At 69.4% G+C, this 15,417-nt stretch carries 18 protein-coding genes; 9 read left to right on the top strand and 9 right to left on the bottom strand.

Features of this window, described 5'->3' with window-relative positions; genetic code table 11:
• Positions 1-156: LysR family transcriptional regulator (locus tag AC2H6A_RS11455; RefSeq protein ID WP_484273615.1), on the bottom strand; the 156-nt coding region annotated here is incomplete at its 3' end.
• A 109-nt stretch (positions 157-265) separates the two neighbouring features.
• Here AC2H6A_RS11455 and AC2H6A_RS11450 point away from each other — a divergent pair.
• The gene (locus AC2H6A_RS11450) at positions 266-1,450 is read left to right on the top strand and encodes an Acg family FMN-binding oxidoreductase (RefSeq protein ID WP_484273614.1); all 1,185 of its coding nucleotides are present in this window, start codon (positions 266-268) and stop codon (positions 1,448-1,450) included.
• Positions 1,451-1,458: 8 nt separating this feature from the next.
• Here the strand turns inward: AC2H6A_RS11450 and AC2H6A_RS11445 are convergent, their stop codons facing one another.
• Positions 1,459-2,313: an alpha/beta fold hydrolase gene (locus AC2H6A_RS11445; RefSeq protein WP_484273612.1), complete on the bottom strand. Its 855-nt coding sequence runs from the start codon at positions 2,311-2,313 to the stop codon at positions 1,459-1,461.
• Between the two features lie 101 nt (positions 2,314-2,414).
• On the opposite strand from AC2H6A_RS11445, the gene AC2H6A_RS11440 reads away from it, so the two are divergent.
• Positions 2,415-2,690, top strand: coding sequence for a type II toxin-antitoxin system Phd/YefM family antitoxin (locus tag AC2H6A_RS11440; RefSeq protein ID WP_484273610.1), 276 nt, complete (start codon positions 2,415-2,417; stop codon positions 2,688-2,690).
• Positions 2,687-3,028, top strand: a complete 342-nt coding sequence (locus tag AC2H6A_RS11435; RefSeq protein ID WP_484273608.1) for a type II toxin-antitoxin system RelE/ParE family toxin — start codon at positions 2,687-2,689, stop codon at positions 3,026-3,028. Before AC2H6A_RS11440 ends, AC2H6A_RS11435 begins: the two co-directional genes overlap by 4 nt.
• Here the strand turns inward: AC2H6A_RS11435 and AC2H6A_RS11430 are convergent.
• The gene (locus AC2H6A_RS11430; protein ID WP_484273607.1) at positions 2,999-3,409 is read right to left on the bottom strand and encodes a hypothetical protein; all 411 of its coding nucleotides are present in this window, start codon (positions 3,407-3,409) and stop codon (positions 2,999-3,001) included. The genes AC2H6A_RS11435 and AC2H6A_RS11430 overlap by 30 nt on opposite strands.
• 136 nt (positions 3,410-3,545) lie before the next feature.
• Between AC2H6A_RS11430 and AC2H6A_RS11425 the strand changes: the two genes are divergently transcribed.
• Genes AC2H6A_RS11425 through AC2H6A_RS11400 form a run of 6 tightly spaced genes read left to right on the top strand, consistent with a single transcriptional unit; the run spans position 3,546 to position 10,281 of the window.
• Positions 3,546-4,421, top strand: coding sequence for a branched-chain amino acid ABC transporter permease (locus AC2H6A_RS11425; protein WP_484273606.1), 876 nt, complete (start codon positions 3,546-3,548; stop codon positions 4,419-4,421).
• A gap of 2 nt (positions 4,422-4,423) precedes the next feature.
• Positions 4,424-5,500, top strand: coding sequence for a branched-chain amino acid ABC transporter permease (locus AC2H6A_RS11420; protein ID WP_484273604.1), 1,077 nt, complete (start codon positions 4,424-4,426; stop codon positions 5,498-5,500).
• Entirely contained in the window at positions 5,497-6,321 is an 825-nt protein-coding gene (locus tag AC2H6A_RS11415) for an ABC transporter ATP-binding protein (protein ID WP_484273602.1), read from the top strand. The genes AC2H6A_RS11420 and AC2H6A_RS11415 overlap by 4 nt, the downstream gene beginning before the upstream one ends.
• Positions 6,318-7,160 carry an ABC transporter ATP-binding protein gene (locus AC2H6A_RS11410; RefSeq protein ID WP_484273601.1) on the top strand — a complete coding sequence of 281 codons (843 nt, stop codon included), beginning with the start codon at positions 6,318-6,320 and terminating at the stop codon, positions 7,158-7,160. Before AC2H6A_RS11415 ends, AC2H6A_RS11410 begins: the two co-directional genes overlap by 4 nt.
• A complete protein-coding gene (locus AC2H6A_RS11405; RefSeq protein WP_484273599.1) occupies positions 7,157-9,049 on the top strand; it encodes an AMP-dependent synthetase/ligase in 1,893 nt (630 codons plus the stop codon). Before AC2H6A_RS11410 ends, AC2H6A_RS11405 begins: the two co-directional genes overlap by 4 nt.
• 44 nt (positions 9,050-9,093) lie before the next feature.
• Complete coding sequence (locus AC2H6A_RS11400) at positions 9,094-10,281, top strand: ABC transporter substrate-binding protein (RefSeq protein ID WP_484273597.1); 1,188 nt, start codon at positions 9,094-9,096, stop codon at positions 10,279-10,281.
• Positions 10,282-10,403: 122 nt separating this feature from the next.
• On the opposite strand, the gene AC2H6A_RS11395 is transcribed toward AC2H6A_RS11400, so the two are convergent.
• The 6 genes from AC2H6A_RS11395 to AC2H6A_RS11370 form a co-directional block, all read right to left on the bottom strand.
• Complete coding sequence (locus AC2H6A_RS11395; RefSeq protein ID WP_484273595.1) at positions 10,404-10,622, bottom strand: SlyX family protein; 219 nt, start codon at positions 10,620-10,622, stop codon at positions 10,404-10,406.
• Positions 10,619-11,722, bottom strand: a complete 1,104-nt coding sequence (locus AC2H6A_RS11390; RefSeq protein WP_484273593.1) for a ResA-like WAxxUGC motif-containing protein — start codon at positions 11,720-11,722, stop codon at positions 10,619-10,621. The genes AC2H6A_RS11395 and AC2H6A_RS11390 overlap by 4 nt, the downstream gene beginning before the upstream one ends.
• A gap of 26 nt (positions 11,723-11,748) precedes the next feature.
• Entirely contained in the window at positions 11,749-12,459 is a 711-nt protein-coding gene (locus tag AC2H6A_RS11385) for a sterol desaturase family protein (RefSeq protein ID WP_484273591.1), read from the bottom strand.
• Positions 12,460-12,486: 27 nt separating this feature from the next.
• Positions 12,487-13,797 carry a 2Fe-2S iron-sulfur cluster-binding protein gene (locus AC2H6A_RS11380; protein WP_484273590.1) on the bottom strand — a complete coding sequence of 437 codons (1,311 nt, stop codon included), beginning with the start codon at positions 13,795-13,797 and terminating at the stop codon, positions 12,487-12,489.
• A complete protein-coding gene (locus AC2H6A_RS11375; protein ID WP_484273588.1) occupies positions 13,794-14,624 on the bottom strand; it encodes an FAD binding domain-containing protein in 831 nt (276 codons plus the stop codon). The genes AC2H6A_RS11380 and AC2H6A_RS11375 overlap by 4 nt, the downstream gene beginning before the upstream one ends.
• Positions 14,621-15,417: xanthine dehydrogenase family protein molybdopterin-binding subunit (locus tag AC2H6A_RS11370; RefSeq protein WP_484273586.1), on the bottom strand; the 797-nt coding region annotated here is incomplete at its 5' end. The genes AC2H6A_RS11375 and AC2H6A_RS11370, both read right to left, overlap by 4 nt.

Here is a 15,417-nt window from a genome sequence, read left to right as displayed (position 1 = left end):
CTCCAGCTCGGCGATGTGCCGGCCCAGGGTGGGCTGGCTCAGGCCCAGCGCCCGCGCGCCGGCCAGCAGACTGCCGTGCTCGAGCGCCGCAAGAAACGAGCGCACCAGCGTCCAGTCAAACCCCGCGGGCGATGCGGCTGCAGCGGCCTTGGACATGGCTATGCAATTCTGAATAACTGATGCTTGGGTACAGGCAATTGTGCAGGGCTGCGGGGCTTCCCACAATGGCGTCATGTCCACCCCACCCCTGAGCCCGGAGCCCGCCATGCATCGCAGAGCCTTCATCCGCATCACCGGCGGCGGGATCGTCCTTGCCGCCACCGCCACCGGCGTTTCCGGCTGCAGCAGCGAACTGCCCGCCGAGGCGCTTGCCGCCTGGCAGCAGGCCGGCACGCAGGAAAGCGACCTGCGCCGCTGGCTGCTCGGCTACGCCATCCTGGCGCCGCACTCGCACAACCTGCAGTCGTGGCAGGTGGACCTTGCCGAGCCCGACACCATCACGCTCTACTGCGACCGCGAGCGCCTGCTGCCCGAGACCGATCCGCTGTCTCGCCAGATGATGATGAGCCAGGGCACCTTCCTTGAGCTGCTCGACATCGCCGCCCGCGAGCGCGGCCTGCGCGCCGACATCACGCTCTTTCCGAAGGGCGCGTACGAGGGCGCCCAGCCCGACGCCCGCCCCACCGCCCGCATCCGCCTGATTGCCGACGCATCCCTGCGGCCCGACCCGCTCTTTGCGCAGATCGTGCGTCGACGCACCAACCGCGAGGCCTACCTTCCGCAGGAGCCCGCGCCGGCCGCTCTGCAGGCGATCGCCGCCAGCGTGGCCCCCGCCGCCACGCCCTTCATGGCGGGCGTGCCGCTGCGCGCCGGGTTCGTGGGCGCGGCGCAACCGCAGCTGCTGGCCCGGCACCGGGCCATTGCGAGGGACGCCTTCCGCATTGAGCTGCGCACCACCCGCACCATCATGGAGACCTACCGCTGGCTGCGGGTGGGGCCCACCGAGATCGCCCGTCACCGCGACGGCCTGTCCATCAACACGCCCCTGGTGCGCGCGCTGGCCGCCACGGGTCTGTTCGATCGCAGCAAGCCGCCCGCTGCCGACGATGCCGCCATCGGCCAGCAGATCAGCGAGTTCAACGACAAGATCGCCACCACCCCGGCCTTCTTCTGGCTGATCACCGAGGGCAATGACCGCCGCACCCAGATCAATGCCGGCCGCGCCTGGGCGCGCGCCCAGCTGGCCGCCACCGCGCAGGGCCTGGCCATGCAGCCGCTCTCGCAGGCCCTGCCGGACTACCCCGAGGTGGCCGAGCCCTACACGCTGATTCCCGCCCTGCTGCAGGCGCCCCGGCCGCAGGCCACCGTGCAGATGTGGGCCCGCCTGGGGCACGCTCCGGCGGTGGGGCCCTCACCGCGCCGGGGGGTGCAGGCACATGTGGTGGGTTGATTCAAGGCTTACGGCTGCCCCGCAATCTCCCCCAGCACCGGCCTGAGATAGCCCAGGAACCGCTGCGGATCTTCGCTCATGGGGAAGTGCCCCAGCCCGCTCATGATGGTAGCCCTGGCGCCTGGCACGCTGGCGGCCACGGCCAGCGTCTCGGCCGGCGTGCAGGAGTAGTCGTACTCGCCGGTGAGCAGGTAGAGCGGGCAGCGGCGCGTGTCGATGCCGGCCACCTTGCCGCGGATGTCGCCGTCTACCTTGTAGAAGTACAGGTCGCCCTTGAACACCCCCGGGCCGCCCTGCATGTAGTGCCACAGCGTCTCCCAGCGCTCGGCCACCGGCGCCTGCGGCCCCACCAGCCCTGAGACCACGCCCGCGCACACCTCGCCGCCATGGGCGTCGGGGTGGTGCAGCCAGGTGGTGTCGTAGTACGGATCGACATGCGCGCCAGCCTGCAGGCCGATGGCCGCGCGAAAACGCTCGGGATGCGACAGCGCCAGCTGCAGCACCAGCCGCCCGCCGATGGAGCAGCCCATGACCACCGGCCGCGCCAGGGCCAGCGCATCAGACACCGCCAGCACCTGCGCCACATAGCCCGCCGTGGTGAGCCGGTACTCCGCGTTCTGCCAGCCCGCGGGCGGCGACGACTTGCCGTGCCAGGGCATGTCAAAGGCGATGACCCGATAACGCGACAGCACCTCGGGGTCAGTCATCACGCCGCGCCACTGCCGGGTGTCGGCCCCCGCGGTGTGCAGGCACAGCAGCGGGATGCCCTGCCCCGCCTCCTCCACATACACCCGGTGCGGCACACCCTCGATGCTCAGCCGCAGGTAGCGGCCGGTGATGGGGTCGAAGGCGGGATCGGGCATGGGGCGGTCTTGGGGTGAACAGCGTTTGGCGAGTATAGCTCGGCGCTTGACCATCGGACCATTAACGGTCTATCTTTGGTCCACCCCAGGAAGGCATCCCCATGCGCTACTCAACACGCGTCAAGCCCATCAGCTACCTGAAAGCCAATGCGGCAGAGGTCCTGACCGAACTGGCCGAAGTCCGCGAACCGCTCGTCATCACCCAGCATGGCGAGGCGAAAGCCGTCGTGCAGGACATCGCGTCCTTCGAACAAACCCAGGAAACCCTCGCCCTGCTCAAGATCCTCGCCCTGGGCGAGCAGGATGTGGCGGCCGGCCGGGTTCAACCCGCGCTCGAAGTGCTTGCCCGCCTGAAGAAGAAGCATCCGGCGCCATGACCCGGCGCGCAGGCCGCCATCGGGTTCTTCTCACCCGGGGCGCCGAGCACGACCTTGAGTCCCTGTTTGATCATGTTGCCGCGCAAGACGGCACCGGAGCGGCCCACCGCCTGGTCGACCAGATCACCCAGGTCATCGAGTCACTGGCGCAGTTCCCTGATCGCGGCGCCCACCCACCGGAGCTTCTGGGCCTGGGCATTCGCGAATTCCGCCAGACCGGCTTCAAGCCCTATCGCGTGATTTACCGCGTCCAGGACGACCGGGTGGTCATTCACCTCATCATCGATGGCCGCCGAGACCTGCAATCGCTACTGGCCCGCCGTCTGCTGGGCGCCTGACGGCACCGTCTCTCCCCGCCCCGCCGCCAGCACATCCTTGAACCACAGCAGGTTGGCCATGAAGGGCTGCAGATTGCCCTCGATGCTGAGCACCTTGCGACGGCGCATGGCAAAGAGGTCGTGATGGCCCGGCGCGGGTAGCGGCTGCCAGAAGGCCTGCCACTCCGACAGCGGCGCGCGCAGCGCGAAGGTCCAGCTCGGCATCACGAAAGGGCCGTGGGTCAGCGCTGCGATGCGGCCCTGGCGCACGCTGATCAGATGCTGGCTGCTCTGCGCATCGAGCAGCACGGTGGCGTCCACGAAGCGCCCGCGCTGCACCAGCCACGCGTCCTGATTGACGCGCTCGGCCAGGCGCGTCAGCCGTGCGATGAGATCCGACATGACATCCTCCGGAATGGTGCCTGCGTTGCAGCTTGCAAAACTTGCACGCTCTCATGCTAGATTAGCCCGCCGACTCAGGGTGCTGCACTGGTGCCCTGCAAAACAACCATAAAAAGCCGCAGCGCTCGAGACACGCGTGCAATTCCTACAACTGGTCATCAGCGGCATCGCGCAGGGCTGCATCTACGGCCTGATCGCGCTGGGCTTCGTGCTGATCTACAAGGCCACCGAGACCGTCAGCTTCGTGCAGGGTGACCTGATGATGCTGGGCTCCTTCATCGGTCTGGGTGCCGTCACCCTGCTGGGCTTCCCGTTCTGGGTGGCCGTCATCGCCTCCATGCTGGCCATGGGCGTGTTCGGCTTGCTGGTCGAGCGCCTGGTGATCCGGCCCATCCTCGGGCAGCCGCAGTTCACCATCGTGATGCTCACCATCGGCATCGGCTACATCGTGCGCGGCCTGATTCTCATGATCCCGGCCGTGGGCACCGAGACCCACGCCCTGCCGGTGCCCTACAAGGACATGGTCTGGAACCTCGGCGAGCTGGTGGTGTCGGTGGAGCATGTGGTGATCATCGCCAGCACCGCGGTGCTGTGCGGCGTGCTCTACGCGGCCTTCCGCTACACCACGCTGGGCATCGCCATGCAGGCCTCGTCGCAGAACCAGCTGGCGGCCTACTACATGGGCATTCCGGTGAAGGCGCTCAACGGCCTGGTCTGGGCGCTGGCCGCGGGCGTGGCCGCCATTGCCGGCCTGCTGCTCGCGCCGATCACCATGGTGCATGCCAACCTCGGTCTCACCGGCCTGAAGGCCTTCCCGGCGGCGGTGGTGGGCGGCTTCGGCAGCCTGCCCGGGGCCATCGTGGGCGGGCTGATCATCGGCGTGGTCGAGTCGCTCTCGGGCTTCTACCTGCCTGATGGCTTCAAGGACATCGCGCCCTACATCGTGGTGCTGCTCATGCTGTGGTTCATGCCGAACGGCCTGTTCGGCGAGAAGCTGCGCAAGAAGGTCTGAACATGCGCTTCCTGTTCAAGACCACCTATGACCAGGACATCCGCCTGGCCAGGCACGAGGGCCACCGCTTCTGGTACGGCGCCCTGCTCGCCCTGCTGTGCGTCACGCCCTGGGTGCTGCCCGAGTACTGGCTGGCCCAGGTCACCCTGGTGCTGATCTTCTCGGTGGCGGGCCTGGGCCTGATGCTGCTGGCCGGCTACACCGGGCAGGTGTCCATCGGTCATGCCGCCTTCATGGGCGTGGGCGCCTACACGCAGGGCGTGCTCACCAGCATGGGCGTGCCCTTTCCGGTGGCGCTGCTGGCGGCCATCGCGGTGTCGGCGGGCGTGGGCGTGGTGGTGGGTGTGCCGGCGCTGCGGGTCAAGGGCATCTACCTGGGCATTGCCACGCTGGCCTTCGGCTTCATCGTGGAGGAAGTCTTCGCGCGCTGGGAGTCGGTCACCGGTGGCAATGCCGGCATGCACCTGAAGGCGCCCGACTTCTTCGGCCTGAAGCTCGAGAGCAAGGAATCGTTCTACTACCTGTGCCTGGTGATCTGCGTGGCGGTCACGCTGGCGGTGCTCAACCTGCTGCGCTCGCCCACCGGCCGCGCCTTCGTGGCCATCCGAGACTCCGAGATCTCGGCCCAGAGCATGGGCATCCAGCTCGCCTGGTTCAAGGGGCTGGCCTTTGCCATCTCGGCGGCCATGGCGGGCATCTCCGGCGCGCTCTACGCCCACAACATCCGCTTCATCACCCCTGACCAGTTCAGCCTGCTGCAGTCGGTGGAGCTGCTGCTGCTGGTGGTGGTGGGCGGCCTGGGCTTCGTGCACGGCGCCTTCCTGGGCGCCATCTTCGTGATCACCCTGCCCCAGCTGATCGCGGTGTCCAAGGACCTGCTGCCCCCCGAGATCGGTCAGGCCGCCGGCCTGCAGGCGGTGGTCTACGGCCTGGTGCTGGTGCTGATCGTGCTCTTCGAGCCCATGGGCCTGTATGGCCGCTGGCTGAAGGTGCGCACCTGGTTCCAGCTCTTCCCGTTCTATCGCAAGGGCATGTTCAAGCGGCAGAAGAGCTTCACCAAGTCGGAGCGGCTGAAATGAGTGCGGCCCAGGCATCCCCGGCCGGCGGCCCGCTGCTCTCGGCCCGCGACCTGCAGGTGCGCTTTGGCGGCGTGCTGGCGGTCAACGGCGTGAGCTTCGATGTGCAGCGTGGCGAGGTCTTCACGCTCATCGGCCCCAACGGCGCGGGCAAGACCACCGTCTTCAACCTGATCAGCCGCATCTACACCCCCACGGCCGGCAGCATCGCGTTCGACGGGAAGCTGCTTACCAGCATGCCCGCCCATGCCATCGCCGGCATGGGCATCGCCCGCACCTTCCAGAACATCGAGCTCTTCGAGTACGCCACGGTGCTGCAGAACCTGCTCATCGGCCACCATGTGCATCGCAGCACCGGCTTCTGGCAGGAGCTCTTCTTCACGCCCTCGGTGCGCCGCGCCGAGATGCAGGCCCGCGAGGCGGTGGAGCGGGTCATCGAATTCCTCGACCTGCAGCACCACCGCGATTCCCTGGTGGCCGGTCTGCCCTACGGCGTGCGCAAGGTGGTGGAGCTGGCCCGCGCGCTGTGCACCCAGCCGCGCCTGCTGCTTCTCGACGAGCCTTCCTCGGGCCTGAATGTCGAGGAGACCGACGACATGGCCTTCTGGATCCAGGACATCCGCAACGAGCTCGGCATCACCGTGCTCATGGTGGAGCACGACATGTCGCTGGTCTCGCGGGTGTCTGATCGGGTGCTGGCCATGAATCAGGGCGAGACCCTGGCCGTGGGCACGCCGGCGCAGGTGCAGTCCGACCCCGGGGTGATCGAGGCCTATCTCGGCTCCATGGAAGACATGTCTTCCCTGCGCAGGCCCACCGCATGAGCGCCGACACCGTCACTTCCGCCCCCGCCAGCGCGGCCGCCGCCGCGGTGGCCGACACCGGCGCCGCCTCGCAGGCCGTGCTGCGCCTGGCCAATGTCGAGAGCGCCTACGGCCCCATCCGCGCCATCCGCGGCGTGAGCCTGGAAGTCATCCGCGGCCAGATCGCCACCGTGCTCGGCTCCAACGGCGCGGGCAAGACCACCATCCTGAAGACCATCTCCGGGATCATCGACCCGCGCCGCGGCAGCGTGGAGTTCAACGGCCAGGACATCACCGCGCAGGACCCCGCCCACATCGTGCGCCTGGGCCTGTCGCATGTGCCCGAGGGCCGCGAGGTGTTCCCGCTGCTGTCGGTGCGCGACAACCTGCTGATGGGCGCCTACACCCGCAAGGATCGCGACGGCGCCGCCCGTGACCTCGAGACCGTCTACCGCTACTTCCCCATCCTGAAGGAGCGCGCCGCGCAGAACGCCGGCCTGCTCTCGGGCGGGCAGCAGCAGATGCTCGCCATCTCGCGCGCCATCATGGCCGCGCCCGAGCTCATCCTGCTCGACGAACCCAGCCTGGGCCTGTCGCCGCGGCTCACCAAGGAGATCTTCGAGATCGTGGTGCGCATCAACCGCGAGCGCGGCACCTCCATCCTGCTGGTGGAGCAGAACGCCAACATGGCCCTGAACGCCGCCGACTTCGGCTATGTGCTCGAGAACGGCCGCATCGTCATGCAGGACAGCTGTGCGGTGCTGCGCGAGAAGGACGACATCAAGGAGTTCTATCTCGGCATGAAGGAAACCGGCGTCCGCGGCGAGCGCCGCTGGAAGAAGAAGAAGACCTGGCGATGAGCACCACCCCCGATCCGCACCGCATCGTCACCGGCGACCAGATCGGCTGGCAGCCCGAGCCGATCGACTTCACGACCCTGCCCGCGCTCTTCTGGAAGCGGGTCGAGGAACTCGGCGACCGGCCCATGATGCGCCAGAAGGACCTGGGCATCTGGCGCGCCTACAGCTGGCGCGATGTGGGCACCCTGGTGTCCGAGATCGGTGCCGGCCTCGTGAGCCTGGGCTTTGCGCCCGGCGAAGTGGCCTCGGTGCTGGCCAATACCTCGCGCGAGTGGGTGTGGGCCGATCTGGCAGTGCTCTCGGTGGGCGGGGTGTGCAACGGCATCTACCCCACTGACGCCGCGCCGCAAGTGAAGTACCTGTGCGAAGACTCTGCCAGCGTCTACCTGTTCGTGGAGAATGACGAGCAGCTCGACAAGGCCCTCGAGGTGCGCGACCAGCTGCCCGGCCTGCGCAAGCTGATCGTCTTCAACATGGAAGGCCTGGCCAACCTCGACGACCCGCAGGTGATCAGCCTGGATGCGCTGCGCGCCCTGGGCCGTGAGCGCCTGAAGGCCGAGCCCGGCCTGATCGCGCAGCGCGCAGCCAGCCGCGGCAGCGACGATGTGGCCATCCTGGTCTACACCTCGGGGACCACCGGCCGGCCCAAGGGCGCGATGATCACCCATCGCAATGTCTGCTCGGTGCTGAGCGGCCTGTCGAGCAGCGCCTTCGAGGGCGTGCGCGAGGGCGACGAGCGCATCGCCTTCCTGCCGCTGTGCCATGTGGCCGAGCGCATGATCGGCGAGTACGTGCCGATCATGCGGCGCTCGGTGGTCAACTTCGTGGAGAACCCCGAGACGGTCTTCGAGAACCTGCGCGAGATCCAGCCGCATGTGTTCTTCGCCGTGCCGCGGGTCTGGGAGAAGATCTACTCGCAGGTGATGATCAGCCTGAGCGAGGCCGGCAAGCTGCAGCAGGCCGCCTATGCATGGGCGATCGGCGTGGGCGGCGCGCTGGCGCGCTGCCGCGCCGAAGGCCGCGAGCCCGGCCCGGGGCTGGCGCTGCGCGGTGCCATCGCGCGCTGGGCGGTGCTGAACAATGTGCGCCGCATGACCGGCCTGAGCCGCGTGGAGCTGGGCCTGACCGGCGCGGCGCCCATCTCGGCCGATCTCATCCGCTGGTACTTCACCCTGGGCATTCCGCTGCGCGAGGCCTGGGGCATGACCGAGACCTGCGGCGGCGGCAGCATCAACCCGCGGCGCGCGGTGCGCCCGGGCAGCATCGGCCAGCCCGGCCCCGGCATCGAGATGCGCATCGCCGAAGGCACTGGCGAGATCCTGCTGCGCGGGCCCAATGTCATCAAGGGCTATCTGAACCAGCCCGAGAAGACCGCCGAGACCATCGACGCCGAGGGCTGGCTGCACACCGGCGATGTGGGCCGCGTGGATGACGACGGCTACTTCTACATCACCGACCGGATGAAGGACATCATCATCACGGCCGGTGGCAAGAACATCACGCCCAGCGAGTGGGAGAACGAGCTGAAGTTCTCGCCCTATGTGACTGACGCGGTGGTGATCGGCGACAAGCGCGCCTACCTCACCGCGCTGATCATGATCGACCAGGAGAATGTCGAGAAGTTCGCGCAGGACCATGATGTGCCCTTCTCGAACTACGCCAGCCTCACCCGGGCCCCCGAGGTGCACGCGCTGGTGCAGAAGGAGATCGACCGGGTCAATGCGAAGTTCGCGCGGGTGGAGCAGGTCAAGCAGTTCCGGCTGCTCGAGAACCAGCTCACCCCCGAGGACGAGGAGCTCACCCCCACCATGAAGCTCAAGCGCAACCTGGTGCAGAAGAAATACGCCGCGATGATCGAGAGCATGTACGCGAGCGGATCAAACCCGTAGAACCGATCGGCACACCGATCGCAGCCCCACCACAGGAGACCCACATGAAACTGGTGAAGACAGCCGCTCTGAGCCTGAGCGCCATCGCCCTGGCCGTGGCCAGCGGCAGCGCCGCCGCCCAGCAGCAGGGCGTGACCAAGACCGAGATCCTCGTCGGCTCGATCCTCGACATCTCCGGCCCCATCGCCGCGCTGGGCAAGCAGACCCGCAACGGCCTGCAGCTGCGTGTCGACGAGATCAACGAGCAGGGCGGCATCCATGGCCGCAAGATCAGGCTGCTGGTGGAAGACGACGGCTACGATCCCAAGAAGGCCGTGCTCGCCGCCCAGAAGCTGGTCAACCAGGACAAGGTCTTCATCGTGGCCGGCCACACCGGCACCGCGCAGAACAACGCCGCCATGCCGGTGCAGTTCGAGAAGGGCGTGATCAACTTCCTGCCGGTGACCTCGGCGCGGGAAATGTACGAGCCCTTCCACAAGCTGAAGTTCTCGTTCGCAGCCACCTACTTCGACCAGATGCGCGCCGGCCTGCCCGAGATGATGAAGCGCAAGAAGTACGAGAAGCCCTGCATCATCTACCAGGACGACGAGTTCGGTCTGGAGGTGTTCCGCGGCGCCGATGACTCGCTCAAGGCCATGGGCAAGACCTGGACCGAGAAGACCACCTACAAGCGCGGCGCCACCGACTTCTCGTCGCAGGTGGCGCGCATGAAGGGCGCGGGCTGCGACCTGGTGGTGATGGGCACCATCCTGCGCGAGACCATCGGCACCATGGGCGAGGCCCGCAAGACCGGCTTCTCGCCGGACTTCTTCGGCTCGGCCGCGGTCTACAACGACCTGGTGCACAAGCTCGGCGGCAAGGTGGTCGACGGCCTGTACGCCATGCACACCACCGCCCAGCCCTACGCCGACACCACCGACGACAAGATCCGCTTCTGGTCGGCCAAGTACAAGACCAAGTTCAACGAGGATCCCACGGTCTTCTCGGCGTACGGGTACTCGATCATGGACATCTTCGTCACCGCGGCGCGCGTGGCCGGGCCCAACCTGACCACCGACACCTTCATCAAGGCGATGGAGACCCACGCCTTCCCCGGTGACATGCACGGCATGCCGCCGCTGAAGTTCTCGACCACCAAGCGCCTGGGCAACGAGAAGAGCCGCATGGCCCAGATCCAGAACGGTCGCTGGGTGACCGTCACCGAGTACCTGCCGGTGCCGGCGGGCAAGTAAGCCGCACCGCCCCACCCGAAGGCCGCCGCCGCCCGCGCTGGGTGGCGGCGGCCTTGTCGTTTGGGGGCGTGCTCGGGACGTTGCCCTGCGGCGGCGCGGGCGTGTTACGCCAGGGCGCGCACCTAGTAGTGCGGTGGCAGCTCGTCGCGCAGGCTGGGCTGGCGCCCGGCCTCCAGGCCGGCGAGCTGCTCGCGCAGCCGGATCACCTCGCGGGTGAGCGCCTCAAGCTGCTGCTGCTGCCGGGCCACGATGCCGTTGAGCTCCTCGAGCAGATCCTCGGCGAAGCTCGCCTTCACCTCGAGATCCATCAGCCGCTCATCGGCACCGCGCGGCCCGCTCATGCCGGCTGCACGCCCGGCAGGTCAATCGGCCGGTAGTAGGGCCGCTCGCCCAGGGCATCGACCCGCGACCAGAAGGCCTCGCCCGCGGCCAGACCGCGGCCGTCCTTGGGCGCCGACTCCCGCCACATCGCCCAGGAGTCAGGGTGCAGACGGATGGCCTGCGCGAACTCGGCCAGGGCCTCGTCCTCGCGGTTCAGTCGCCGCAGATGCAGCCCCAGACGGAAGTGCGCATGCGCCTGGGCGATCTCGGGCTGCGGACGGGCCAGCTTGCGGGCCGCGTCTTCCGGCGCGAGCGCGTGCTCACTGTCCGTGCCTTTCAGCACCCAGTCGCGCAAGGCCTGCTGGTACACCGAACGCACCCGGGCGCGCTCGGCCAGCACCGCCTCGGGCACGGTGAAGGTCTTGCGGTCCATGGCGCGGAAGCCATCGGTGGCGCCGGCGCTCTCGGGCGGGCGCACGATGCGGCCGGTCTCGTCGATCCAGACCGCCTCGGGCACATTCACCAGGTTGTAGAGCTCGGCCACCCGATGCTCACGGTCGATCAGGCAGGGATAGGTGGGTTTGGCCGCCGCCACCCAGGGCGCGGCCGCCTCGGGTTGATCGAGCGCCACGGCCAGCACCATGAAGCCCTGCGATTGAAGTTCCTCGAACAGTGCCTGCCACACGGACAGGTCGGTTCGGCAACCTCACCAGGAGGCCCAGGTGGCCAGGAAGACCTTGCGGCCGCGGTGATCGGAAAGCCGGTGCATCCGGCCGTCGAGGTCGGGCAGCTCGAAGTCGGGCGCCTGCAGGCTGGCCAGCGCCTGGCCGCGCTCGGTCGCGCCGGTGCCGAGCACCCAGTGCTCGCCGCCGGGGTTGGCCGCGAGCGGCTGGCCGAGATGACGCCACATGCCGGCGAGGTCGAGCCGATCGCCACGCACCAGGGCCTCGGCGCGGGCGCGGGGTACCGGCACGCAGGTGTCGTCCTTGCACAGGCCTTCGGGCTTCCAGTCCCAGCCGGTGGCCTGCGCGATCTCGTCTCGGGTGAGCCACAGCGACTGCCCTGCGGGCACGGCCCCGGGCAGGTCGGTGCAGCGGTCTTCATGAAGCACGGTGATCAAGCGGTGTTCTCCGGTGAGGGGTGTGGTCAGGGTTGGCGGGTGCCGGCCAGCCAGTCGGCCAGCGGCAGGGTGAAGTTCATGTTGGCCTGCATCATGAGCCGGGGATCATGATGCGCGAGGTGATGGCGGCGCATGGCGGCAAGGCCCGGCACGCGGGCCAGCCGTGCGCCTTCAGGCAGGTGGGCGCACAGGTGCATGAACTCGAAGACCAGGTAGATGCCCACCCAGGCCATGAGCGACACCAGCGCGGCATTGACCGAGACCACCAGCGCGGTCAGCAGCACCGCCGGCAGCGCCATGGCGGTGAGCAGCAGGATGGCGAACCAGGGGAAGAACACGATCTTCAGGTCGCGGCTGTCGCGCAGCGCGCCGGCCTGCCGCGTGAAGAAGCGGTGATGGGTGAGGGTGTGACGGGCGTAGAGCGCGCGGGCGAGCGGGCCGCGGCCAGGCCGGTGCAGCGCCCGGTGGCCCAGCCATTCCAGGCCGTTCCAGATGAGCACCACCGGCACGGCAAAGGCCCACTCCCAGGCGCGCACCGGGCCCTGCAGCCCGGCCAGCGCAAGCCCGATCAGCACCAGGCCGATGCCCAGAATGCCCAGGCCGTGGCGAATGCCGCTGTACCCGGCCGGCACGGCCTGACGGAACGCGTTGCGGAAGGTCTCGGTGGAGGCGTCTGGGGTGGCCGCCTCGTGAGCGCTCGGCGAGGCATCGGGGCTTGGGCTGGCGTTGGGGCTCATGGCGGCATCGGGGCCTGTCAGGGAAGCTCAGGACAGACCGAGCCAGCGTCGCAGGCGCGCCCAGAGCAGCGTGAGCAGGCTGGGTGCCTGGCCGCTGTCGGCCGGCAGCTCGGGCGGGGCCGCGGCACCGGGCTGGCCGGCAAGCGCCGCCTGCTCGAGGTTGCGGCCGAAGCGGCGCGCGAGTTCGTTGACATAGTCGGTGACCAGCCCGCTGCGCGAGAACTGCGCGAGCGGCCCGGCGAGCTGGAAGGCGAGCTGCAGGGCGAGCCGGCACGCACCCTCGCCCTCGGGCAGCACCTGGTAGTTCAGGCGTGACTGCACCCGCGTGCCGCTGAAGCGGTCGGTGCCCTCGGCATGCATGCGCCCGGTGCGAGACTCGGGTTGCAGGAAGAGCTCGGCGCGCATGGCGAAGGCCGCGGTGATGGGGCCGAAGCGGATGTCGATCTGACCCTCGGCGCGCTCGGCCTCATGGCGCAGCACCCGCGCCCCGGGCAGGCAGCGCGCCACCAGAGGCAGGTCTTGCAGGCGCTGCCAGACCGCGTCGGGGGCCACCGGCAGGGCCAGCGACTGCGTGACGGTGATCCAGTCGCCGTGCTCGGGCAGGACGATGGGAGTCCAGGCGGGGAAGGTGGCGGGGGCATCGGCGCCGGCCGCGCCCGCGGCAGAGGGCGCTGGCGTGGCGGCTGCCGCAGCGGCGTCAGGCGGCGCAGCCACCGGCGTGGCGTGAACCCCGGGAGCCGCGGTGGCTGCGGTGACCGCGGTGGCCGCGGTGGCTGCGGGAGCCGCGGGCAGCACGCTGGCCTGACCCGCGCCGTGACCCAGGCCCGCGGCCGGCGCGGGCTGCGCGGCGGGCATGGTCAGCGTTCCGCTGGCCTTGGCCTGCAGCACCGCGCTGATGGCCTCGACGATGCCGACATAGCCGGTGCAGCGGCAGATGTTGCCGGCGAGCTCGTTGCGCACCCGTTGCGGATCGGGCCCGGGCAGGCGCAGCACGATGTCGCGGGCGGTGCACAGCATGCCGGGCGTGCAGTAGCCGCACTGCAGGGCGTGGTGCTCATGGAAGGCGCGACGCAGCGCCGCCATGATGGGATCGGTACCGTAGCCCTCGATGGTGGTGACCTCGGCATCTTCGCAGGCCACCGCGAAAGTGATGCACGAGCGCTGCGGCGCGCCGTCGATCAGCACGGTGCAGGCGCCGCACACGCCGTGCTCGCAGGACAGGTGCGTGCCGGTGAGGCCGAGCTCCTTGCGCAGGAAGTCGCCGAGGTGGGTGCGCGGCTCGCAGACCCGCTGCACGCGCTCGCCGTTGACGCTGAGCTGGACGAGCTGGGTGATCATGGCTGGCGGGCGTTCATCTGGGCGAGGGCGCGCACCAGCGCCACCGCGTGCTGGTGAATGAAGACCGGGTCTGCGCCCGGGCAGGCGCGGGTGACCGCGGCCGAGAAGAGGGCGTGCGGGTCAGGGGCCTGCGCGGCCTCGCGCAGCAGGCCGGCGGCGTCAGGCAGCAGCGCCGGGCGGGTCTCGATGGCGCCCACCAGCACCCGGCAGAAGCCGATGCCGGGATCGACCACCACCACGCCGATCGCGTCGGCGAACTCGCCCACCTTGGGGCAGAGCTTGTGATAGCCCCAGCTCAGGCCCGGGCCGAAGGCCGGCAGCTCGACCTCGGTGAGCACCTCGCCAGGCTGCAGCGCGGTGGCATAGCCGGCGATGATGAAGTCTTCCAGTGGCAGGCGCCGCGTACCCTGCGGGCTGCTCAGGCTCACCGTGGCGCCCAGCGCCATGAGGGCGTTGACCCAGTCGGCGGCCGGGTCGGCGTGACACAGGCTGCCCCCGAGCGTGCCGCGGTTGCGCACCGCGCGGTAGGCGATGCCGCGGGCCACGGTGGGCAGCATGCCGCGGGTGGTGTCGGGCACCAGGCCGTCTTCGATCTCGGCGTGGGTGACGGCAGCACCCAGGCGCAGGACCCCATCCTGCAGCGCGCTGCCGCGCAGCTCGGGCAGGCGACGCAGATCGACCAGCGCGGCCGGACGGGCCAGGCGCAGGTTGAGCATGGGGCCGAGCGACTGACCGCCGCCCACCGCACTGCTGCCCTCGGCCTGCAGGGCCTGCAGCGCCGCGGGCAGGCTGGCCGGCCGTTGCCAGGCAAAGGGGGCGGCCTTCATGCGCTGCCTCGGGCGGCCAGCAGCCCGCCGATCAGCCGGCGCGGCGTGAGCGGGGTTTCAGCGAACTCGACGCCGAACTCGGCGAGCGCGGCATTGACCGCGTTGAGGATGGCCGCCGGCGGCGCGATGGCGCCGCCCTCGCCCACGCCCTTGATGCCGTGCCGGGTATGCGGCGAGGGTGTCTCGGTGTGGTCGATGCGGATGGTGGGCATCTCGGCCGCACCGGGCAGGAGGTAGTCGGCGTAGGTGGAGGCAAGCGGCTGCGCCGAGCGGTCGTAGGGCATCTCTTCGAAGAGCGCGGTGCCGATGCCCTGGACCGCGCCGCCGATGGTCTGGCCCTCGACGATCATGGGGTTGACCAGCGTGCCGCAGTCTTCGGAGATGGCGTAATCGAGCAGCTTCACCTGACCGCTGCCGGGGTCGACCTCGACCAGCGCGCCGTGGCTGGCGTAGCTGAACACGCCGGTGTCGACCGCCGGCTTGTAGCTCTCGGTGACCTCGAGCCCGCCGGTGTGCATCTCGGGCGGCAGGCGCTCGGGCCGGTGGTACCAGGCCTCGCCAAGCTGCTGCCAGCTGACCTCGCCGGCATCGCCGATGAAACGGCCGTCCTGCAGGCGCACTGAATCGGGCGCGCCCGCGCCGAGATGGGCGGCCAGCGGCCGCACCCGCGCGACCAGCACCTCGCAGGCCTTGGACACCGCGCCGCCGGCCATGACGATGGAGCGCGAGGCATAGGTGCCGGTGGAGAACGGGGTCTCGTTGGTGTCGCCGTGGGTGACCACGATGCGCTCGA

It is taken from the genome of Quisquiliibacterium sp. (assembly GCF_982640115.1).
The sequence above is the reverse complement of the archived record's forward strand: the minus strand, read 5'-3'. Positions and strand labels throughout refer to the sequence as shown.